We start from the raw sequence: 22,555 nt of genomic DNA, 5'->3' as shown, positions 1-22,555 counted from the left end.
CGCTACGTAAAAAGCTCAATACAGAAATGCTAATAGAGAGATTAGTTTTGCTAATAGGCTGTAAAGTTTAATTTATAGTGCTTTAGACAAAGGCGTCTAACTTTCGTTATCAGGGGTGAATATGGTGCGACAGGTTTCGCAGCATAGCTGCTGTTGCGCCCCAAATCATACGGTGCTGCCAAGGAATAAAGTATATAGGAAAAGTTTTGTTATTGCGGTGAGTATTATGGACTAGGTGGTTCTTTCTATCTAACACATGAGCAAGCGGGACTTCGAAAGCGCTCTCTACTTCATTCTTATCGATTACCGGTGTGAAGTCTGGGTTTACAAAGCCCACAACAGGGGCTATTTCATAACCACTGATTGTTCTATATTTTGGCAGCATGCCAATAACATCTACGTGAGTAGACAGAAGGCCAACTTCTTCTTCTGCTTCCCGAAGCGCAGCTGCAAAAAAAGAATTGTCGGTTTCATCCACCGCTCCACCCGGAAAGCTTATTTGGCCGGGGTGATGTTTTAGATGATGTGCACGTTCTGTTAGCAGAAGTTGAAGCGAGTTGCCATAGTCTATCAAAGGTATTAACACCGCCGCGGGCCGTCCTGTTTTCTTTAAAGGAAAGTCAGGCTCAGTGTGAGTCAGCCTTAAGTGATGAAATTGTGATAGAAATTCGCTTTTCTTCATAGATACTATTTATTTATAAGTCACAATCCAACGCAAGTTACAAACCAGGGCTGGTCAAAAGCCAGATATTTAGCTTGCCGTTAGAGCGCATAAAACTGTTCTGTTACTGATTCATCATTGCTAGCACGGGCAGTATTTTTGATACCTTATCAAGTGTTTCTTGATATTCTTCACTTGGTACAGAATCTAGCACGATACCACCGCCTGCCCAGCAATGTAATCTATTATTCTCAGCTAACACCGTGCGTATACAGATACTTGAATCCATATCTTCTCGGTACCCCATATAAAACACGCTGCCACAATATATATGGCGACGATGTGGTTCTAGTTCATCAATCACTTCCATAGCGCGTATCTTAGGTGCACCGGTAATTGAACCGCCTGGGAAGGCAGATGCTAAAAGCGCTAAAGGCGACGACGCGTCGTTTAATTCGCCTGTTACGGTACTAACTAGGTGGTGCACGGCTTCATAACTTTCAAGTGCAAAGAGTGCGGGTACTTTTACTGTGTGGGGCTTGCAGTGTTTAGAAACATCGTTGCGAAGCAAATCCACAATCATAAGGTTTTCTGCACGGTCCTTTTCGGCGTTAAGTAAACTCTGTGCACTGGCTTTATCTTTTTCTACATCATTAAAGCGAGGGCGAGTGCCCTTAATGGGCTTAGTTTCTACAACCTTGTTTTTTACACGTAAAAAACGTTCGGGGGAAATAGACGCTATACAGCCTTGTGGAAGGTTGTAATAAGCAGAAAAGGGCGCTTGATTCTGATTACGTAACTCGCAATAAGCCTGCCACATGCTTCCTTCAAACGCCGCACTAAATCGCTGTGCCATATTTACTTGATAGCAGTCGCCTGCGCGAAGATAAGCGTTAATTTTAGCTAAACATGTTTCGTAGGCGTCTTTCGACAGATTAGACTCAAAGGGCGATGTGAGCTTAAAACCCTCAGATGTTGGTACTTGCTTTAACGACTTAAATACTTGTGACAACGAACGATTATCTGCGCTGCAAAAATAGATATATCCGGTTTGTGTGTCTTCAATAAGTGAATACAGATACAAGCCAACGGTGAAGTCAGGTGTACTGTAGTCGTTTTGAGCCATACTGGGTAATGTTTCATAGAATCGACCGGTGTCATAGCCAGCCATTCCTGCTACACCAACAATGAAAGGTAAATGGGTAGTGTCGAAAGTAGCCTTTACTTCGATAGATTCGACTCTGGCATGCAAATGCGATTGAACCGCTTCAAAAGGCCGCATGTCAAGACGCTGGCGTGAAGAGGTGTGTAAATCGATTAGTTCTGTTTGTTTACCTTTCGCCTCTATAACAGCGGTAGGTGAAAAGGCCATTATATTAAACCTACCATCGCTTTTAGAAGAGCCTGAAGTGTCGAATAAAATAGCGTAAGGCTGTGCAGATACTTGTTCAAATAATTTATTGAAAACTGAAGTGTTATCGCCGTCTAGCGCAAAGTCGTTGACTAACTCCTGTTGAGTAAAACGGGTGACATGAACATTGATAGTATCTGCGTGTGGCATAGGTTTTTCTGTACTTCTTTTCATCTAGGCCGTCGAGTGCTTAAAAGCAAAAAAGAACGACCGCCAATTTGTAACTGACACTTGCGAACAAGCGTTTTTCTTGTCGCTATTTCAACGCTTTCTAATGCGTATAACGAATATAGCGCGTAAAAATATCTGGAATTAGCCCCAAGCACATGGTTTTGCATGGTGCGATGTCTTGAGATGCGCTAGTATACGCTTTTTTAGCTAGCTAAGACCACGAAAGCCAAATAAAAAGAGGATGTCATGACCGTTATCCGTCAACAAGACTTCATTGACAGCATTGAAGATGCCCTGCAGTTTATTTCTTACTATCACCCACTCGACTACGTAAAGGCCGTTGAAGAGGCGTACAACAAAGAGAAGAGCCAAGCCGCGAAAGATGCGATGGCACAAATTCTTATTAACTCGCGTATGTCGGCCGAAGGAAAGCGCCCATTGTGTCAAGACACCGGGATTGTAACCTGCTTCGTCAAAGTGGGCATGGGCGTTACATGGGACAAAACTGACATGACCGTTCAAGAAATGGTTGATGAAGGTACACGCCGCGCTTATCTTAATCCTGACAACCCGCTTCGTGCATCTATCGTAGCTGACCCAGCTGGTGCGCGTAAAAACACGAAAGATAACACGCCATCTGTCGTTCACATCGACATGGTTGCGGGTGAAAAGATTGAAGTAATGATCGCAGCAAAAGGTGGCGGTTCAGAGAATAAATCTAAAATGGTTATGCTAAACCCAAGCGATGATATTGCTGATTGGGTTGTTAAAACCTTGCCTACAATGGGAGCGGGCTGGTGTCCTCCTGGCATGCTGGGTATAGGCATTGGCGGTACTGCTGAAAAAGCTGCAGTACTTGCTAAAGAAAGCCTTATGGACCCAGTAGATATTCAAGAGCTTATTGAACGTGGCCCGCAAACTACTGACGAAAAACTTCGCTTAGAAATTTTTGACCGAGTTAACAAACTGGGTATTGGCGCACAGGGCTTAGGCGGTTTGACGACTGTTGTTGACGTAAAAATTAAGTCTCTGCCTACTCATGCTGCATCTAAGCCAGTGGCTATGATCCCTAACTGTGCAGCTACACGTCACGCACACTTTTACCTAGATGGATCAGGTCCAGCAGAGCTTACGCCTCCTAAACTTGAAGATTGGCCAGAAGTTACGTGGGAAGTGAGTGAAAACACCCGCCGCGTGAACCTTGATGAAGTGACCAAAGAAGACATTCAAGAGTGGAAAGTAGGCGAAACGGTATTACTATCAGGTAAAATGCTAACTGGCCGTGATGCCGCACATAAACGCATCCAAACCATGATGGAAAATGGTGAAGGCCTTCCAGAAGGCGTTGACCTAACTAATCGCTTTATCTATTACGTAGGTCCAGTTGACGCTGTAGGTGATGAAGTAGTGGGTCCAGCTGGCCCTACAACAGCGACGCGTATGGATAAGTTCACAGACATGATGCTTGAACAAACAGGCCTTATCGGCATGATTGGTAAAGCTGAGCGTGGCCCAGCAACGGTTGACTCCATTGCAAAACACAAAGCTGTGTATCTTATGGCTGTAGGTGGTGCAGCTTATCTGGTATCGAAAGCGATTAAGAATTCGCGCGTTGTGGCATTTGAAGATTTAGGTATGGAAGCAATCTACGAGTTTGACGTAGAAGACATGCCGGTAACCGTTGCTGTAGACAGCACGGGTGCAAATGCACATAAGAATGGCCCTGCTATTTGGAAAGCTAAAATAGAAGAGCTTGACGCTTCACTTTCTAAATAGTGAGTTACGCTGAGGCTTTTGCAAAGCTTTTACAAATAACTTGGCTAACGCGAAAATCATCACGAAGTGAGATTATTTCGCTTACCAAAACAAGTATAAAAGCTTCGAACGATTAAATGAAACGGGCGCGCAGTCGCCCGTTTTTTGTTTTTAATTGAGATTACATGGCCTCGGGTGAGAAACTAACACTCACTTGATTCACCTGTTTTAACCCTATACAAATTGGTATATTTTCATTATTTTGTTTATAGTGCTGTACAAAATAACAGTATGAATGTGCACTATGATTACCAACCTTATCTCAAGCGAACCCGTCGCTTTCTTAATTGCTTTTATTAGTATTTGTCTATTGGCACTTTATTCTTTCATCCGCAGCCAAAATAACTCGGCGAAGCTTTCTCAATCTTCACAGTATTGTGACAAGTTGCAAAATGAGTTGAACAGCGAGAGGGTGGCTAACGCCAAACTTCAGGCACAAAACGAGGCCCATCAGGCGAGAATTCAGGCGCTTCATACGGCGCACGAAGACAAGTTAGCGGCTATGAATGCCTCTGAACAACGGTTGCAAACCCAGTTTGAGAATTTAGCAAACCGTATTTTTGAAGAGAAACAACAGCGCTACACCCAACAAACCAAACACAACATTGAGGCTGTGCTGGCACCATTTAAGAATGAATTAGATGGTTTTAAACGCCAAATTTCAGAGCAGCACATACGTGAAGGGCAAGAGCGAGCGTCACTTAAAACGGAAATATTAGGCTTAAAAGCTTTAAATCAAAAAATTACAGAAGAAGCAGCTGCACTCACCAATGCACTAAAAGGTGATAACAAGAAGCAGGGTAATTGGGGTGAAGTCGTTCTTGAACGCATACTTAAGGAATCTGGTTTACGGGAAGGACACGAATTCGAAACTCAAATGTCTGCGACATCTGAACAAGGCAGGCGTTTCCAACCAGATGTGGTAGTGCATTTACCAAACGATAAAGATGTCATCATAGATTCAAAAGTAAGCCTTGCGGCTTATGAGCGCTATTTCAATTGTGATGACGAAGCGGAAAAAGCGCAGTTTTTAAATCAGCATGTAGCTTCAATTAAAGGGCATATTAAAGGCCTTGGCGCAAAAGACTACCAGAATTTAAAAGGTTTAAAGACGTTAGACTACGTTTTACTTTTCATCCCTATAGAACCTGCTTTTTTGATCGCCGTAGAAGAAGAGCCCGACTTGGTCACCATGGCGCTTAACCACAATATTATGCTGGTAAGCCCTACAAACTTACTTGTAGCGCTTAGAACCATTAATAATATTTGGCAATACGAGTACCAAAATCAAAATGCACAGCTTATTGCTGAACAGGCCGCTAAGTTATACGACAAGTTTGTAGGTTTTGTTACTGATATGGAAAAAGTAGGAAAATCGATGGATACGGCTCACGCAAGTTATGAACAAGCGATGAATAAATTAACTAGCGGGCGAGGGAATATCGTCAGACAAATTGAAAAGTTCCGTGACCTTGGGGTTCAGCCAACTAAACGGATGTCACAGCACCTACAGCAACTTTCAAAAGACGATTAAAAAAGGCCGCGATTGCGGCCTTTTTTACATTTTAAGAAAACGTTATGAACGTTTCATGCGTCTACGTAGGTATACCGCTGGAGCAAGAAGTAATGCAATCCAGCCCATAGAACCACCAGACTTATCGTTAACTGCGATAGTCACGGTTTCTGTAGTTGTATCGATACCGTCAGTTGCTGTTACTTGTACCGTTACACGATTTGATTGCTCGTGGCTTGGTGCAGTACCAGTAAACGACGTAGTTTCTACACCATCAATAGTGATGGTAACGTCATCGCCGTCTGCGTCGGTTGCTGAAGCAGTTACGGTAAATGATTCGCCTTCATCAACACTCGATGGTGCAGAAATTGAAAGTACTGGTGCATCTTGAACGCCAGCAACTTCTACAGTTACCGTACCTTCACCAATGATATCTCCTTCTACAACTTCACCTTCATCATTAGTAGTACCTTCTACTTGAACTGTGTAGGTAAATGAATCTTCACCGAAGAAGTCTGTATTTGGCGTGTAGGTTACCGTACCATCATCGTTAACTGTCACTGTACCGTTTGCTGCTTCAGTAGTAACCGTAACAGTTGACGGGTCAAGCGGCTCTTTATCGATAGTAATTGGCGTAAAGGTACGGAAATCACCTGAAAGCGATTCCATAGTAAACGTGTTAATGATTGTGCTATCCATCTCGTTAGCAAGGATGTTAGCCGTTACCGACGCATCTTCATCAACAGTTAGCATATCATCCATGTATTCGCCTGAAGGAAGGACAGTACCTGCGTAGCTGATCGCTACTTCATCACCAGCATTCGCTGTTAAAACGAATTCATCACCTTCAACAGGAAGCGTGCCTTGAAGGCCATCTGTCGTAAGTGCAGCGAAGGTAGTACCAACGCTACCAGATGCGTTTTCAGCACCTACAACCGTTGCATATACTGGTGTGTCCATTGGACCGTAAACAAAGTTGACGTTGCCTGTTTCATACTCAAACCAAAGCTGGAAGTTAAAGCTCGTACCATCTTCACCCCAGATCTGGGCATTTTCCCACTCAACAACAAAATGACCTGTGTTTAGGCTTACTGCGTAAATGTTACCCGTACCGGCGCCACCGTCACTACCCGCTAAATCGAAGTCAGTCCAATATGGAGCTACAACGTTATTCGGCTCACTTAAACCAGGAAGTACTTCTGCAAACGGAGTAGTAATGTTACCTGAACTTGTGCCTAGCGATACAAAACCATTCGAAGAAATTTGCATGGTCGTGTATTCAGTACCTAGATATGTGATGGTACGAGGTAGGCTAATTTCAATTGACGCATCATCACACGACCCCGAACACTCAAGCGGAGTAATACCAATCGCAGACATTGGAAGGTAACGAGGTAACTCGAACCCTTCAAGAAGGTCGCCGATTGAAGTATCTGCGGTAATGGAGAATGACGCAGTATTCAGTGCACCTTCCCAGTATAACGTGCCAGAATCAGCGTCGAAGCTTACCGGCTCTTGGTTGCCGTTTTTGACCGCAGAAATAGTTGACGGGTTTATGTCGTATTTATGGTCAATCTCACCAGAAATGCTGATCATACCAGTAACATCAGTGTTGGTAGCAAATGCTTCAGTAACAACTAGCTCGCCTTCAGCGGCAAGTTGAGTGCTCACATCACTATCAAATAGAGATGGTTCATCGCTGCTGATTGGGTAAACCGCAACAGGAATAAAGTAATCCGTTGTTGTATCGTCCGTATCTGCCCAGTTGATGCCACCGAAAGACCATGAGCCTGTAGAAGCTGTTGTAACGTCTACCGCAACCATAATTTCAGCAGAGGCACCTGCTGGCAATGTAGCCATTTGTGGTGTAACCGTTGCTACAATAGCAGCGTCGTTGAACATAGCTGTTGCATCAACAGTCACCTCTTCGTCGCTAGTATTAGTAACCGTGATAGACATTTCACAGTTCAAGTAGCAGCTACCATCTACCAAGCTTAAGTCACTGTATGTAAGCTCAACGGTTGTAGCACGAGGTAGATCTAGCCGACCTGCACCCATATCAAAGTTATCTGCTTGTGTAGCAGCATCTTCTTTAAGTACGTCTCGGATAGAAGACGTTACAAGAGCACTCTTAATTTGCTGTGCAGTCCAGTCTGGGTGCATTTGTTTAAGTAGGGCCGCTGCGCCTGCTACATGTGGTGACGCCATAGACGTACCACCTTTAAATGAGAAGCTCTCGCCTTCATGTCCTGGAGCATCTGGAGATTCACCAGAGAAAATACGTGTACCAGGTGCCGCAATATTTGGCTTAAGGAACGTAGGGTCGCCGTTTGGCCCGCGAGAGCTGCTTTCATTCATGATGTCAGCAAGGCTATCTGAGACCACTCGAACAATTTCACTACCAATGGTCACATTTAGCGACTCGTCTGTTTCCACTGCAAGAGTTGCAAGCGCTTGTCCTGGCGTAGCAGGGAGCATTAACGAAGGAATAGTTTGCGCTTCGCTTAGGCCGCCCATTAAGATTGGCGCTTCTCCGCGACCATCTACGTTGTGGATGAGCACGGCTTCGGCGCCTGCTGCTTCTGCGTTTTCAATTTTTGTTACGAAACCACAAGTGCCACGGCTGATAAGTGCAATCGCACCCTCAAACGCGCCAGCGTCGAATGCATCACAACCTTCCACATTTTCCGCATCAACTTCACCAGCATAAACAACCGGTGCAGTAATTGGGCTGTCGAACACGATAGCAGGGTTGCCCACTGAATAAAGTGCTGGGATTGAACCAATCGTGGTATCACCTTCGATAGTCACTTCATTTGCAAACAAACGACCCGTAGTTGTGTTTGCTACAGTGATAACGTCTTCAGAACAACCCGGGCAACCAATTGTCCCTTCACCAGGACCATCGTTACCTGCTGCAAAAACGGTTACTACGCCAGCATCGTGCATGGCTTCAAGTACATCTTCGTATACAGAGCCATTAGGGTTACCGCCAGCGCCGCCGCCCCAAGAGTTATTAACAACATCAGCGCCGTCTGTCAGTGCAGCTTCAAGCATTGACAGTAACATTGAAGATGCACCGCTTGAAGATGCAGGGTTTGCTGGAGTAGCGTACAAACCTTTGTACACCATAAGATACGCAGCTGGTGCAACACCAGAAATCTCTGCTTCAGCACCGTCGCGCTCAGCCATTACGCCGTAGTTACCTACCGCGGTACCAGCAACGTGAGTGCCGTGACCGTTAAAGCCTAGCGGGCTTTCATATTCTTCTTCAACAACTGAGAAGCCCTCTACGATGTCTGCCGCACGTGCCACAATTAGCTTGTCGTTACAAAAATCAGGAACTTCTGAACAGTAATCATCTGTAGGAAGAGAATCTGGTGCAGTAAAGTTTTCACCACTGAATAGTGGGTTTTCTGGACGGATACCACTATCGATGATAGCTACTTTGACACCCGCACCGGCACTTTCTTTACCGCCGAACTGTTCCCAAGTTTCAACCGCACCGATTAAGTCTAAGCTTGCATCCATTTGTGCGTGGTGAATAACGTCTGGGTATACCGCCTTGACGGTAGATAGGCTCGAAAGCTTATCAAGCGCGCTTTTTGATACAATACCAGCAAAGCCGTTAAAAGCTGCTGTGTAGGACAAGTCAGCTTTAAATGATTTATCAAACGCTTTGATTGATTGGATAACAGATTGCTGTTGAGTTTCAAGGAACGATTTATATTCCTTCGCTGCGTTTGACTCAAAGTTAACCTTTTGCCCTTTATGCGCAGACATGCTGCTTACACTCGGGTTCACAGCGCTAAATTGCGCCATAGGTACATCGTTTAACTGAACGATAACGCGAACACTATCACTACTTGTTTGGATAGCATTTGCAAGAATATTCTTTTTATCGAAAGAAGCCTCAATTGCGTTTTGTTGTTCAACGCTGTGGCCGGAGATTTGATTTGATAGAGCAAACGCGCCAAAAGCAGAACCTGCTAGTGCAGTTGCAACTACCGTACTGATAATTGTTTTTTTCATAATTATTCTCGTGTGAATAGTTCCCTGGGCCTGACGGTCTTTATTTGCTTAAAGGCTTATTGCCCTTTTTAATAGCTATTTGCCGTCATGACACATTTATTGTTAGCACAATTTCGGGGGTTATGTAATGTGTATTTCAGAAATACACAAATTACATATTTTGTTACATTTGGATGTGAGTTAAATTTGAAATAAAACTAGAATAATTAACCGCTGTAGTGATAGTTCCTCTAATGAAATTGAAATAAAATTACATAAACAACCACGAAAGAACGTCGTATTTAGCTCAATCATACAATTTTATTATGAGGTTTATCCTACGCTGTTTCCATAAATTTTACATGAGCTTTACTTTATTAGGACAATTATCCTTTTAATTTAGACTAATTGAGTATAGTGATTTCATCCATCTGAATTTTTACCTTTGAATAAGTAAGACGCTCCTGCAGTTCCTCATCTAGCATATCCCAAACTATAAAAGTCGCTATTAACCCTCATATTCAAGGGGAACAAACGTGAAAGACAGAAATCATTTGGCCGAAGTAAAAACAACAAATAAGGTCGAAATCATTACAAAAGGGGTTGTTGATATCCCAATGCTTCAAATCTTGTCATCAGAAGGCGAGGTTATCGAAAAAGCGGTAGAGCCTGATCTGGACCAGCATGAAGCATTAAAAATTTTTAACACCATGCATTATATCCGCGTGTTGGACGAACGCATGGTAGGAGCACAACGTCAGGGGCGTATAAGTTTTTATCTTGCTAGTACAGGTGAAGAAGCCGCATCAGTAGCAAGTGCGGCTGCGTTATCAGATGATGACATGATTATGTCCCAATATCGTGAACAGGGCGCGCTGGCCTACCGTGGTTATACGACCGAGCAATTCATGAACCAAATGTTTAGCAACAAGGACGACCCGAACAAAGGTCGTCAAATGCCTATCCATTACGGTGATAAGCCCCTTAACTTCATGACCATATCGTCGCCTTTAGGCACACAAATCCCTCAAGCTTCAGGTTACGCTTACGGACAAAAAATGTCGGGTAAAGACGTGGTAACCATTTGCTACTTTGGTGAAGGTGCAGCTTCAGAGGGCGATTTCCATGCTGGCTTAAATATGGCGGCTGTACTGAATTGCCCAGTAATTTTCTTTTGCCGTAACAATGGTTACGCCATATCAACGCCCGCAGAGGAGCAATTTGCCGGAGATGGTATTGCTTCTCGCGGCTTAGGTTACGGTATCAAAACTATCCGCGTTGACGGTAATGATGTGTTAGCAATTTATGCTGCTACTAAAGAAGCCCGCAGAATCGCCATTGAAGAAAAGTGTCCTGTGCTCATTGAAGCCATGACGTACCGCTTGGCTGCTCACTCAACGTCAGACGACCCAACAGGCTATCGCTCTCGTGAAGAAGAAGACAAATGGCGTGCAAAAGACCCTATCGTCCGTATGGAAAAATGGCTAGAAAGCAAAGGGTGGTTTGATGCAGCTGAAAATCAAAAACGTGTTGATAAAGCAAGACAAGATGTATTAGCAGCAATGAAGAGTTGTGAGAAAACAGACGTATGTGCTATCGACGATATAGTAGAAGACGTTTACGACACAGCGCCGTGGCACTTAAAAGAACAGCTTAACGAACTAAAAGCCCATATCAAGAAATACCCAAAGATGTACCCTAAAACCGCAGGGAGAGTGAAATAATGGCTAAGATGAACTTACTACAAGCAATTAATAATGCACTCATCACAGCCATGACCGAAGATGAGAAAGTAATGGTCTTTGGTGAAGACGTGGGTCACTTCGGGGGGGTATTTCGAGCAACGAGCCATCTTCAAGAAAAATTTGGTAAAGCTCGTTGCTTCAACACGCCACTCACTGAGCAAGGCATTATTGGCTTTGCCAATGGTTTAGCCTCGCAAGGCTCGGTTCCTGTTGCAGAAATCCAGTTCGGTGATTACATCTTTCCAGCTTTTGATCAAATAGTGAACGAAACAGCGAAGTGGCGTTATCGCTCAGGTGGACAGTTTGATGTAGGTACATTAACTATTCGCACTCCATACGGCGGTGGGATCGCAGGCGGACATTACCATAGCCAGTCACCTGAAGCGTTCTTTGCACATTGCCCAGGTCTTAAGATTGTTATCCCTCGTGATCCGTACCAAGCAAAAGGTTTATTGCTTGCGTCAATTCGCGATAAAAACCCCGTATTGTTTATGGAGCCTAAGCGACTTTACCGTGCTTCCGTATCAGAAGTACCAGAAGAAGATTACGAGCTACCGCTAGGTAAAGCGGATATTGTGCAGGAAGGTAGTGATATTACGCTGCTAGGTTGGGGTGCACAGATAGAAATCTTGCAAAAAGCTGCAGAAATGGCCCTTGAAGATGGTGTGTCGTGTGAAATTATTGACTTGCGAAGCATACTTCCGTGGGATGTGGAAACAGTGATGCAATCTGTCATGAAAACAGGTCGCCTACTTATCAACCATGAAGCTCCATTAACCGGTGGTTTTGCAAGTGAAATAGCAGCAAGTATTCAAGAGCGCTGTTTTTTATATCTTGAGGCGCCGATTGCCAGGGTTTGTGGTTTAGATACGCCGTATCCATTGGCTCATGAAAAAGAATACATGCCAGATGAAACCAAAACGTACGAAGCTATCAAGCGTACGCTTCACTACTAAGCCGGGAGACGATGAAATGACAATTGAATTTATCTTACCGGACATTGGTGAAGGTATTGTTGAATGTGAGCTTCTTGAATGGTTAGTTTCTGAAGGCGAACAAATTGAAGAAGACCAGCCCGTAGCTGAAGTAATGACCGACAAAGCCACCGTTCAAATTCCAGCTATGCATGCTGGGGTCGTTAACAAGTTGCATTATGCAGTTGGCGATATTGCAAAGGTTCATGAACCACTATTTTCAATGACGCCTGATGATGCGAACGATGCAAGTGCAAATAGCGACACAATCACTAAGGCAAATACGCAGAGTCGAGAAGAAAACGATAGCGCTGAGGGGCCTGAGCACACTACTGCAACCCAAGGAAGTTTATCAGCCTCAGGTAATTCCAACGGCAAGCACATTGAAGACTTTATACTGCCAGATATTGGTGAAGGCATTGTTGAGTGTGAAATCGTGAAATGGAATGTGGCCGAGGGCGACCACATAGAAGAAGATCAAGCTGTTGTTGAAGTGATGACCGATAAAGCGGTGGTTGAAATTCCTGCCAAAAATGCGGGAACCGTGCATCGGCTATATTACGGGCAAGGCGACATCGCTAAAGTGCATAGTGCCTTGTTCGCACTAGAAGTTATCGGCGATTCTGAAGTGTCAAACAGCACATCTGACGATTCAGGTGACGCATCTAAACTGTCAAGCACGAGTTCATCAAATGCTGTACCACAAAATTTAGATGACAGCCCACAATCGAAATTCAGTGACGGTGAGTTTGAGCCACCTATTGCTATTGAAGGTAAAGTGCTTGCGAGCCCTGCGGTAAGACGCATTGCTAGAGAAAAGAATATCGACCTTTCTTCGGTCAAAGGCTCTGGTAAGAAAGGGCGTATTCTTAAGTCTGACGTAATGAATTTACAACAATCAAATGTTGGTGCATCTGCACAAGATACGTCAGATGCTTCGACAGACAATCCCACCACACAAAAAGGCGGTAAAAATAGCGTAAACACTGTGGTTAAAGGCACCGTTAAGACTGAAAAAGTGCGCGGTATACAGGCCGCCATGGCCAAGCAGATGTCTGCATCAGTCTACACAATTCCTCATTTTACTGTAAGCGACGAGTTGGTGATGGACAACCTAATGTCTTTACGTAACTTGCTTAAGCCTGAGTTTGAGGCGAACAATGTTAAACTAAGCTTTATGCCGTTTTTCGTTAAAGCAATGTCGTTGGCACTTACCGAGTTCCCTGTAATTAACAGTCAACTCAATGACGATGCTACTGAGATTAGCTACTATTCTGATCACAATATTGGCTTTGCGGTAGATTCCAAAATTGGGCTTCTAGTGCCTAACATTAAGAGGGTACAAGATCTTTCACTACTGGATATTGCCGTTCAAATGCAAGATATTATCGAGCAAGCAAGGGCAGGGCGCGTAGCCGGCGAGCATTTAAAAGGCGGTACTATCAGTATCTCAAACATTGGTGCTATCGGCGGTATCACTGCTACGCCGGTAATTAACAAGCCGGAAGCCGCTATTGTGGCGTTAGGTAAAACACAAAAGCTTCCTCGCTTTGACGATGAGGGTAATGTTAGCGCACAACATATCATGGCAGTTAATTGGTCGGGCGATCACCGAATTATTGATGGTGCAACTATGGTGCGCTTCAATAATTTATGGATGAGTTATCTTACCCAGCCAGAAAAAATGCTAATGCACCTTAAATGATCTACTTCGTGCATTCTGATGTGCTGTAGCGAAATATTAGAGAGGCCAATATCCACGTATTGGCCTTCTTTGTTTTGTGTACCTCTTCGCGGGATGGCGTTATTATAGCCCCCTATAAACAAACAAAAATTTTACTGAGGTTTTGTGCTTAGTTATCAACACGCCTTTCATGCTGGCAATCACGCCGACGTCATCAAACATCTTTGTTGGATTGGTGTTATCAACGCCTTAAAAAAGAAAGACAAGCCCTTTACGCTTTTTGACACGCATGCCGGTGCTGGCACATACGATTTGACCGACGACCTATCGTCAAAGAACAAAGAGTACGAATCAGGTATTTCCCGTCTTTTCGGGCAAGGTGATGGAACTGCAACACCAGAAAACCTGGCTCCAAAAAACAAAAGCACGGAAAATTTGCCAAGCTTACTCAATGACTACCTGTCATTATGTGAACCTTTCTTAGCGCAACAGCAATATCCAGGCTCGCCTGCAATAAGCGCTAAGGCTAAACGCAGCATTGATACTTTACATTTGATGGAGCTTCATCCTGGCGAGTTTCAAAAATTAGAGAAAAACGTGTCACGACTTCGTACCGGACATAGCCACACGCACAAACGAGATGGCTACGAAGGGCTTCGAGCACTCACGCCGCCAAAGCCTAATCGCGGTGCTATTTTAATTGACCCTCCATACGAGAGAGTGAATGAGTATAGCGACCTTGTTAAAGGCGTTGAACAGGTGTTGAAACGTTGGCAGCAGGCGCAAATTGTCGTGTGGTACCCACTGCTATCAGAAAGGGCGGGAGCTAAAAGCGGTGCAAGTGAAACAATGTACCATAAACTCGCAGAGCTTGGCAGGCCCTGCTTTAAAGCTGAGATATGTGTTGCCGAAAATACGTCTGACGCAGGCATGTATGGTTCTGGTGTCTTTGTACTAAATCCCCCATGGCAGCTAGATACGAACCTAGACAGTGCATTAACAAGCGTTGTTGACATGCTAGGTGAAAATGAAACAGGTTTTCACGCCACCGCGCATGTTACTTGGGTAAATAATGATACCTAATTAACCGTATTGACGGTCAATCAGGGGCTAACTACGGTAGGCGCTTTGTTTATCACCATGTTACCGCATAAAAGGCATAAGAATAATTCCATAACCGTGAAACAATGAAATGTCTCAGCTTAAAGGCTTAAAACACTTCTACATACCAGACGAACAGTCGATTTACTTGCTATCCCATGCGGATGCAAAAAAATTGAAAGACTGGGTAAATCTCTGTATGTCTCAACTTGCAGGGTTGGGGTATAGCGATATTGAGCTTTTAGGAAAAGGTGCATTTGGTTTTGCATTTGCAGGGAATGCGCCAAGTGGAGAATCACGGGTATTTAAGTTCTCGCGTATAACCTTGCCGCAGCATGTCCAAGACCGCTTAGAAGAAGAAGCTTTTATGCTTTCTCACGTTAACCACGAGTTTGTGCCGCGTTTTATTGAATATCAGCAGATTCGTAAGCAATCAATTTTAGTGATGGGCAGAGCGCCTGGTGAAGATTTAGAAAAAGTAAGCTTGAAAACAGGCCCTTTGCCGCCTCGAATTATCGTGAAAATAGCCGTTCAAGTGGGCGAGCTTTTGTCGAGTTTCCGCCAATACAGCGAGAATGGCGAAACTAAGCCTATTGTCCACGGCGATATTAAACCCTCAAATCTGGTCTGGGATGCTACTAATGAATCCATAGGCTTAATAGACTGGGGGTCTTCGGTCTTCGCTCAGACCGACATTGCTGGGCAATATGTGGGTAACAACGTCATGGATTTGATGTCCGGCGAACTCCATCAGACGAACGCACGGCTGGGCGACGTTTACTTTATTGGCGAAGAACAGTTAAATGGGGCGCTTTCCAGTCCGCGTTTTGATGAGCAGGGTTTAGCTAGCACCCTATATGCACTAGCATCTGGGCAATCTTGTCGCTATGGCAGTAAAGTTATTACGCCATCATCCCTTGGTTTACCCAAAATGCTTGCCAATATTCTGGAGTATATGTTGAGTGATGACCCTGTTAAAAGAAGACAGGGTGGCGATTATTTGTTTAACCACCTTCATGTTTTAAAAAACATGGTTTTCACCCAAGACCAACAGACGCAATACACACCCTTAATACCCACTTGGCTCACCCATACTCTTAATGCTGATATAGAAACCGTCGTTTATAGTTCGCGGAAGTCTTATTTACGCCAACAGGCGCTGCTATCTGATTCTTTAGATGATAGAGACGTAGAAGAGTTACGCTACATAGACGATGCGCAATTTGACCGCTATTACAAAAACTACCTGCAAGGTATGGGTGATACTGAGAAAGCCTTTGTGTCGGCGATTAGCCGATTAGGGCGCTACCCAGTAGTAGGTGGTATGGCGGTGCGTTGGGAGCCAGAGGGTATTTATGTAGATTCCAGCTTGAATTTGTATGATGAAACCCTCAAAACTGCCTTTGATTTAGCGGTAAATAACGTCATCAATTTAGCGAGAGCCATACACAAACCAGCGGTATTTAAATGTTGTATGTTTAATGCGAAGAATACGCTTCATATTGAACGCGACAGCGAAGATGAAGATTTTTTGCCTGGTAGTGACCTTTCCATTCCTTATGAGTTGTCGCGTGTTTCTGCACAAAAAGATGAGAGTCGAACTCACTCTTATTTTGAAGACGGCGACGACCCAGATGAATTACTAAAACTGCCGCAAGATATCATTGAAACTATTGTACAGTTAAACTCGATACACCACACTGGATGCATTATATTTGAAGCATTGCCTAAACACCTGAAGATACACAACTATTATACGTTGCTTGACCATAGCCAAGAGAAGCGCTTTAAAGCTTTATTGGCGCAACTAGTGCAACAAATCCCTAACATAAAAGGGCTAGGCATTTCAGGGTTTATGAAGTTACCCTATAAAGATACGCGCTTTTTTGAGCATAAAGCAAAGTTGCCTGAAAAATATTATCCGCGAAACCCAAAAGCAGTTATTGAAGAGAACGTACAACATGTCCGAGATTAAACTATCATCACTATTTGAACTTGAAACAGTGGAAGCTGGCATCTATCGAGGTCAAAGCTGGGATTTAGGCTTTAGAGCTTTGTTTGGCGGGCAAGTTTTGGGGCAAGCTCTGGCTGCTGCCTATGAGACCGTATCGCCTGACAGAGTGGCCCACTCATTTCATACTTACTTCCTATTACCAGGCGATGCTAAAAAACCGGTTGTATACGACGTAGAAATAGTAAGAGACGGAAGAAGTTTCTCAGCTCGTCGCGTCAAAGCGATACAAGACGGCAGAAATATTTTCTATATGACAGCATCTTTCCAAGTGCCACAAGAAGGCATGGAGCATCAAAATCCGACCATGCCTAATGTTCCTGGACCTGAAGAAGTGCAATCTGACATAGAGTTTTACGAGGCGAATTTCAACAAAATAGCGCGCCCTATGCAGGAAGCGTTGAGCTACCACAAACCGGTTGATATTCGCACCGTAGATGCAGCTAATTCATATCACTCAGCTAAGCGTGAACCTACCCGCTATATTTGGTTAAAAGCAAGAGATACCATGGATGCACAACTTGCCGTACACCAAGCTGCACTTGCTTACGCGTCAGACTATCATTTTTTAAGTACATCATTACAACCGCATGGCGTTGCTGTAACTGATAAGTCACTGCGCATCGCAACCATTGATCATGCAATGTGGTTTCATCGCCCAATTAGCATGAATGAATGGATGTTATACGCGATGGAAAGCCCATTTAGCGGTGGATCTAGGGGCTTAGTTCGCGGTCAGATTTTTAATCAAAAGGGCGAACTTATTGCATCAACCATGCAAGAAGGGTTAATGAGAAAAGTAGACGAATAGGGAATAAGCGAATGCGTTATAAGTTAGGTTCAACAACACCGCAAGTTCACCAGAGCGCTTTTATTGCACCCGGGGCTCACGTCATTGGAAACACTGAACTTAAAGAGGGTGCCAGTGTTTGGTTTAACGCGGTAATCCGCGGCGACATGGACAAGATATCGGTAGGTGAGAATACAAATATCCAAGACGGTAGTGTGTTACATACCGATGCAGGAATTCCTTTGGTCCTTGGCAAAGGAGTGACAGTAGGTCATAAAGTTATGCTCCACGGCTGCGAAATTGGCGATTATTCGTTAATAGGTATTAACGCCGTGGTGCTAAACGGTGCGAAAATTGGAAAGTTTTGTATTATTGGCGCTAATGCATTAATCACTGAAAATATGGAAATCCCAGACTACAGCTTAGTTGTAGGGGCGCCTGGCAAAGTTATCAGGACTTTTGATGAAAACGTAGAGCCAAAGTTAAAGGCCTCAGCAGAACACTATGTCAGCAACGCAAAAACTTACATGACATCTTTGCAACAGATTGATGAGTAATCATCCTACTCGCCATTTAATTTTTTCTTTCCCCATAAAAAATGCCCAGAACAAACGTTCCGGGCCTAGGGGAATGGCTCATTGCTGAGCCGTGCGCTAACTTTTACAGGGAGAGTTTAAATAAAAAACTTTAAACGGACAATGATTATAGTTTAAATTAGCTCAAAATATAAACAACAATTGTATGAATTTTATCTTACACCCTGATTACTAACCTAAGTATAGAAATAACCTTAAATATATCAATGAACTAAATGCTGGTCGGATGTGGTAAAAAATTTTACTCAATTTGACGCACTTATTCACTCAGTTATACCTTTCCCACCTTCATAACATCGAACACCCTTCGCATACATAAAATCGAATGTATTGCATGGCGTTCATTCATGTTATTTATGTTCAAAACAGACGGTTGTTCCTTTTTACCAAACTTGTAGTATGACGGCATTGGTCATGCTTAGAAGGCAAGACACTAACTATAATAATTGGCTCTCACAAAAATAAGGATGGATTATGCAATCTTTTTCTACTTTTATACCGCCTGAGCGTACCTTGATGGGTCCAGGACCATCCGACGTTAATCCAAGAATACTAAATGCCATGGCCAGACCTACTTTAGGTCATTTGGATCCTCTATTTATTGAGTTAATGGATCAAACGAAACAGCTGTTGCAATATGCTTTTAAAACCGAAAATGCCCTAACTATGCCCATTTCCGCCCCTGGCTCTGCGGGTATGGAAGCGTGTTTTGTTAATCTGGTAGAGCCTGGTGATAAAGTACTTGTATGCATTAATGGCGTTTTTGGTAACCGCATGGTCGAAAATGTTGAGCGATGCGGTGGTCAAGCTATTACCATCAATAATACGTGGGGCGAGCAAACCGACCTTAACGCTGTTGAGGATGCCTTAAAAGCCAACCCCGATATAAAAATTCTTGCCTTTGTTCATGCAGAAACATCTACAGGTGTGCGTAATGAAGCAAAAGCACTCTGCGAACTAGCTAAAAAATATGGTTGTTTAAGTATCGTCGACGCGGTTACTTCGTTAGGCGGCATTGAGTTAGACGTCGATGGGTGGGAAATTGATGCGATTTATTCAGGCTCACAAAAATGCTTAAGTTGCGTGCCAGGTATTTCACCTGTTTCTTTTAGCGATAAAGCAGTTCACGTTATTCAAAACAGAAAAACAAAAGTGCAAAGCTGGTTCTTAGACATGAATTTGATTGTCGGTTACTGGGGACAGGGCGCAAAACGTGCGTACCATCATACCGCGCCCGTTAACAGCATGTATGCGATGTACGAATCGCTTCTAATATTGAAAGAAGAAGGGTTAGAAAATGCGTGGAAGCGACATGCTTCAGGTCACGAAAAACTTGCACAAGGTTTAAATGACCTTGGTTTAGAGTTAACCGTAGACAGCGCTTATCGTTTACCTCAACTAAATGTTGTCAAAATACCAGATGGCGTAGATGATGCAGCCGTTCGAAAGCAATTGCTTCAAGATTTCAATTTAGAAATAGGGGCTGGGCTGGGCGATCATGCAGGCAAAGTATGGCGTATCGGGCTAATGGGTTATGCGTGTAAGCCACGCAACATAGACCACTGTTTAGCAGCGTTGCGAAGCGTATTGAAATAAACTGGGTTAACCAAACCCAAGTGTATACTCTTACCTAATGTCTATAAAACGCCAACATGTTCAGCGAACTAGGTTATTGAACGTGTTGGCTTTCTAAGCTTCATCTTGTGAAGTTAGCCCATTAATACCCTTTGTTTTCTATTGTTAACAAGGGGCTTACCTTATAAATAATGCTGCTCGACGAAGTTGTAACTCTTTAGCTTATAGTTCAGTGCTAATATTTTCTGCATCGATTACATTCATACACTATTCAGCCATATACATTTATTCTCAATAACACAGTGAATAAAGATGTCGTCTGAAAAGGAATCATTATGAAAATATTTACGCATACAAAACTAATTACGTTTAGCAGAGCGTTTTGGGCCTCAGCAGTAATCGCATTGTCCGCCCCAACGTTTGCTCAGGCAGCGCAAGATGCAGTAATAAATGTGCAAGGCGTAGGCGCTGTAGAAGTGACACCAAATGCTTACTCAGTGAAGCTGGTTGTTGAAGAAGAAGGGGCGACTGTAGGCAAACTTAACACGCGACTAGATGCAGACTTGCGTTCTATCGTTAAGTTTTTACTTAATCAAGGCATAGATGAGAAGCATATTCAAAGTATGCAAGTGCGCTTGCAACCTCGTTATACCAATACACCACAGGGGCGACAGCAAGAAGGTTTCACTCTGTCTCGTGATATCACTGTCACCTCAACTGATCTTGAAACCTACGATAAAGTGCTAGATGGCGTGTTAAAACGTGGTGTTGACCGTATCCAACAGTTTAACTTTATTACCATTGGTGAGGGCGATGCATACCAAAAAGCACTTATTGCTGCTGTGAAAGACGCAAAGCAACGCGCCCACCTGTTGGCGAAAGAATTAGAGGTGGAAGTAGGTGAAGTAGTTGCAATCTCAGAATCTGGTGGCAATATGCCGATTCCAGTAATGCGTGCTGAAGCTTTTGCCAAAGACATGTCTATGTCTTTACCTGGGCAAGAGCGTGTAGAAGCGCGGGTTAATGTGTCTTTTAATATTGTTCAATAGCAGGAAATTCGTTTGAAAGAACAACAGTACAGCCGGTTAGTTGCCCAAGCAAAGAGCTTGGTTTCTGGTGAGCATGATCTTATTGCCAATATGGCCAACATCAGTGCGCTGCTTTTCAATAACCTCGAAGAGGTAAATTGGGCAGGTTTTTATCTTTTTAAGGAAGAGCAATTGGTACTTGGGCCATTTCAAGGTCAGCCCGCTTGCATTCGCATTCCTTTAGGAAAAGGCGTTTGCGGTACAAGTGCAAGTACCAGAACCGTTCAGCGCATAGCAGATGTTCATCAGTTTGAAGGACACATTGCATGTGATGCTGCGTCTAACTCTGAGATTGTTGTTCCACTTGTACTCAATGATAAGCTTATCGGCGTACTTGATATCGACAGCCCTGTTTTTGAACGCTTTAACGAAGAAGACGAAAAAGGGCTCGTCGAAATTGCTCAAATTCTCATGGATTCTCAGAAATAATTATGAAATCCAGTGTCGATATACACGTTGTTTTATCCACATTTGAAGATATGGAAGACTTTCATGATGACCCAGATGAGGCATCTGAACGTTTAAACTTCATTCTTCACGCGGTTTATGACAATGCAGAAGAAGATATTGAAACACAGCGTTTAGAGCAAATTTTGCACTACGCATGGGAATCTTGGCAACAAGATAAGCATTTATTAGAAATAGATGACGACGAATTGCTTGATTGGGTTGACCACACGCTGGCAACTTGGGATGATGCAAGTAACGATGAAATCTCCTGAATAATTTAGAAAGTTAATGGAATCACCAGAGAAGTTTACTAACAGTAAGGAAGTGATAGCTTTCCTTGCAGAGACCTTTCCGAAATGTTTTAGCATTGAAGGCGAGGCCCGCCCACTTAAGATCGGTATTTTTCAAGATCTTGCCACTCGTTTAGAAGAAGAGGAACGCGTTAGCAAGACGCTTCTTCGCTCTACATTACGTCATTACACCAATAGTTGGCGCTATCTTTATAGCATCAAAGAAGGTGCGAACCGTGTAGATTTAGACGGCGTTGAAGGCGATGCGATTGAAAAAGAACATGCTGAGCACGCGCAACAGCAGCTTGAGGAAAGCAAAGCAAAAGCCGCTGAAAAGCGTAAAGCTAAGCTTGCACAACAGCCTAAGCGTAAAGACAAACGTCAATTTAATCGCCCAAAAGGTGAAAAATCTGCAAATTCGGACCATGCTGATAGTAAGCGCGGAACTAAACCGAAAAATAACAGACCAAACAATACACCACCTGCGAAATTGACCGACAGCGATTTACAGCAAGGTACGCAAGTTACCGTTAAATTAGGTAAAGCACCTATGCCAGCAGTAATTACCGAAGTTGCTAAAGATGGCATCCACGTTCAATTAGACTCAGGCATGGTGGTTAAAGTAAACGCAGACGCTTTACGTTTGGCACGCTCCAAGAGGTCGTAAAA

General features: G+C 43.7%; 17 protein-coding genes. 14 read left to right on the top strand and 3 right to left on the bottom strand.

Annotation, left to right across the window (positions count from 1 at the left end; genetic code table 11):
* Positions 1–109 precede the first annotated feature (109 nt).
* Together IW644_RS07515 and pabB are read right to left on the bottom strand one after the other, a co-directional pair.
* Positions 110–682 (bottom strand): CoA pyrophosphatase, encoded by a 573-nt coding sequence (locus IW644_RS07515; RefSeq protein ID WP_269917091.1) that lies wholly within the window; start codon positions 680–682, stop codon positions 110–112.
* Between the two features lie 103 nt (positions 683–785).
* Positions 786–2,222 (bottom strand): aminodeoxychorismate synthase component I, encoded by a 1,437-nt coding sequence (gene pabB, locus IW644_RS07510; RefSeq protein ID WP_269917090.1) that lies wholly within the window; start codon positions 2,220–2,222, stop codon positions 786–788.
* Positions 2,223–2,489: 267 nt separating this feature from the next.
* Here pabB and IW644_RS07505 point away from each other — a divergent pair, with 267 nt between their 5' ends.
* Together IW644_RS07505 and rmuC are read left to right on the top strand one after the other, a co-directional pair.
* Complete coding sequence (locus IW644_RS07505) at positions 2,490–4,019, top strand: fumarate hydratase (protein ID WP_118494812.1); 1,530 nt, start codon at positions 2,490–2,492, stop codon at positions 4,017–4,019.
* 283 nt (positions 4,020–4,302) lie between these two features.
* Positions 4,303–5,592 carry a DNA recombination protein RmuC gene (rmuC, locus tag IW644_RS07500; protein ID WP_269917089.1) on the top strand — a complete coding sequence of 430 codons (1,290 nt, stop codon included), beginning with the start codon at positions 4,303–4,305 and terminating at the stop codon, positions 5,590–5,592.
* Positions 5,593–5,634: 42 nt separating this feature from the next.
* On the opposite strand, the gene IW644_RS07495 is transcribed toward rmuC, so the two are convergent.
* Positions 5,635–9,603: a S8 family serine peptidase gene (locus IW644_RS07495; RefSeq protein WP_269917088.1), complete on the bottom strand. Its 3,969-nt coding sequence runs from the start codon at positions 9,601–9,603 to the stop codon at positions 5,635–5,637.
* Between the two features lie 515 nt (positions 9,604–10,118).
* Between IW644_RS07495 and IW644_RS07490 the strand changes: the two genes are divergently transcribed.
* From IW644_RS07490 to proQ, 12 genes are all read left to right on the top strand, one after another.
* Positions 10,119–11,306 (top strand): thiamine pyrophosphate-dependent dehydrogenase E1 component subunit alpha, encoded by a 1,188-nt coding sequence (locus IW644_RS07490; RefSeq protein ID WP_269917087.1) that lies wholly within the window; start codon positions 10,119–10,121, stop codon positions 11,304–11,306.
* A complete protein-coding gene (locus IW644_RS07485) occupies positions 11,306–12,283 on the top strand; it encodes an alpha-ketoacid dehydrogenase subunit beta (RefSeq protein ID WP_061095031.1) in 978 nt (325 codons plus the stop codon). The genes IW644_RS07490 and IW644_RS07485 overlap by 1 nt, the downstream gene beginning before the upstream one ends.
* A 16-nt stretch (positions 12,284–12,299) precedes the next feature.
* The gene (locus IW644_RS07480; protein ID WP_269917146.1) at positions 12,300–14,006 is read left to right on the top strand and encodes a dihydrolipoyllysine-residue acetyltransferase; all 1,707 of its coding nucleotides are present in this window, start codon (positions 12,300–12,302) and stop codon (positions 14,004–14,006) included.
* A gap of 144 nt (positions 14,007–14,150) precedes the next feature.
* Complete coding sequence (locus tag IW644_RS07475) at positions 14,151–15,068, top strand: 23S rRNA (adenine(2030)-N(6))-methyltransferase RlmJ (protein WP_269917086.1); 918 nt, start codon at positions 14,151–14,153, stop codon at positions 15,066–15,068.
* Between the two features lie 109 nt (positions 15,069–15,177).
* Positions 15,178–17,061, top strand: a complete 1,884-nt coding sequence (locus IW644_RS07470) for a protein kinase domain-containing protein (RefSeq protein WP_269917085.1) — start codon at positions 15,178–15,180, stop codon at positions 17,059–17,061.
* Complete coding sequence (tesB, locus tag IW644_RS07465; RefSeq protein ID WP_179983459.1) at positions 17,048–17,908, top strand: acyl-CoA thioesterase II; 861 nt, start codon at positions 17,048–17,050, stop codon at positions 17,906–17,908. The genes IW644_RS07470 and tesB overlap by 14 nt, the downstream gene beginning before the upstream one ends.
* A gap of 11 nt (positions 17,909–17,919) precedes the next feature.
* A complete protein-coding gene (locus tag IW644_RS07460) occupies positions 17,920–18,444 on the top strand; it encodes a gamma carbonic anhydrase family protein (protein ID WP_269917084.1) in 525 nt (174 codons plus the stop codon).
* A 513-nt stretch (positions 18,445–18,957) separates the two neighbouring features.
* Positions 18,958–20,079 carry a pyridoxal-phosphate-dependent aminotransferase family protein gene (locus IW644_RS07455; protein WP_269917083.1) on the top strand — a complete coding sequence of 374 codons (1,122 nt, stop codon included), beginning with the start codon at positions 18,958–18,960 and terminating at the stop codon, positions 20,077–20,079.
* 314 nt (positions 20,080–20,393) lie between these two features.
* Positions 20,394–21,107 carry an SIMPL domain-containing protein gene (locus IW644_RS07450; RefSeq protein WP_269917082.1) on the top strand — a complete coding sequence of 238 codons (714 nt, stop codon included), beginning with the start codon at positions 20,394–20,396 and terminating at the stop codon, positions 21,105–21,107.
* A 12-nt stretch (positions 21,108–21,119) separates the two neighbouring features.
* Complete coding sequence (locus IW644_RS07445) at positions 21,120–21,575, top strand: GAF domain-containing protein (protein WP_269917081.1); 456 nt, start codon at positions 21,120–21,122, stop codon at positions 21,573–21,575.
* A 2-nt stretch (positions 21,576–21,577) separates the two neighbouring features.
* Complete coding sequence (locus IW644_RS07440) at positions 21,578–21,868, top strand: hypothetical protein (RefSeq protein WP_118494789.1); 291 nt, start codon at positions 21,578–21,580, stop codon at positions 21,866–21,868.
* Positions 21,869–21,884: 16 nt separating this feature from the next.
* The gene (gene proQ, locus IW644_RS07435) at positions 21,885–22,553 is read left to right on the top strand and encodes an RNA chaperone ProQ (protein WP_269917080.1); all 669 of its coding nucleotides are present in this window, start codon (positions 21,885–21,887) and stop codon (positions 22,551–22,553) included.
* The last annotated feature ends 2 nt before the right edge of the window (positions 22,554–22,555 follow it).

This window comes from Alteromonas sp. PRIM-21, from assembly GCF_027563165.1.
Classification (GTDB): Bacteria; Pseudomonadota; Gammaproteobacteria; order Enterobacterales; family Alteromonadaceae; genus Alteromonas; species Alteromonas macleodii_A.
This window is presented reverse-complemented; position numbering and strand designations above follow the sequence as displayed.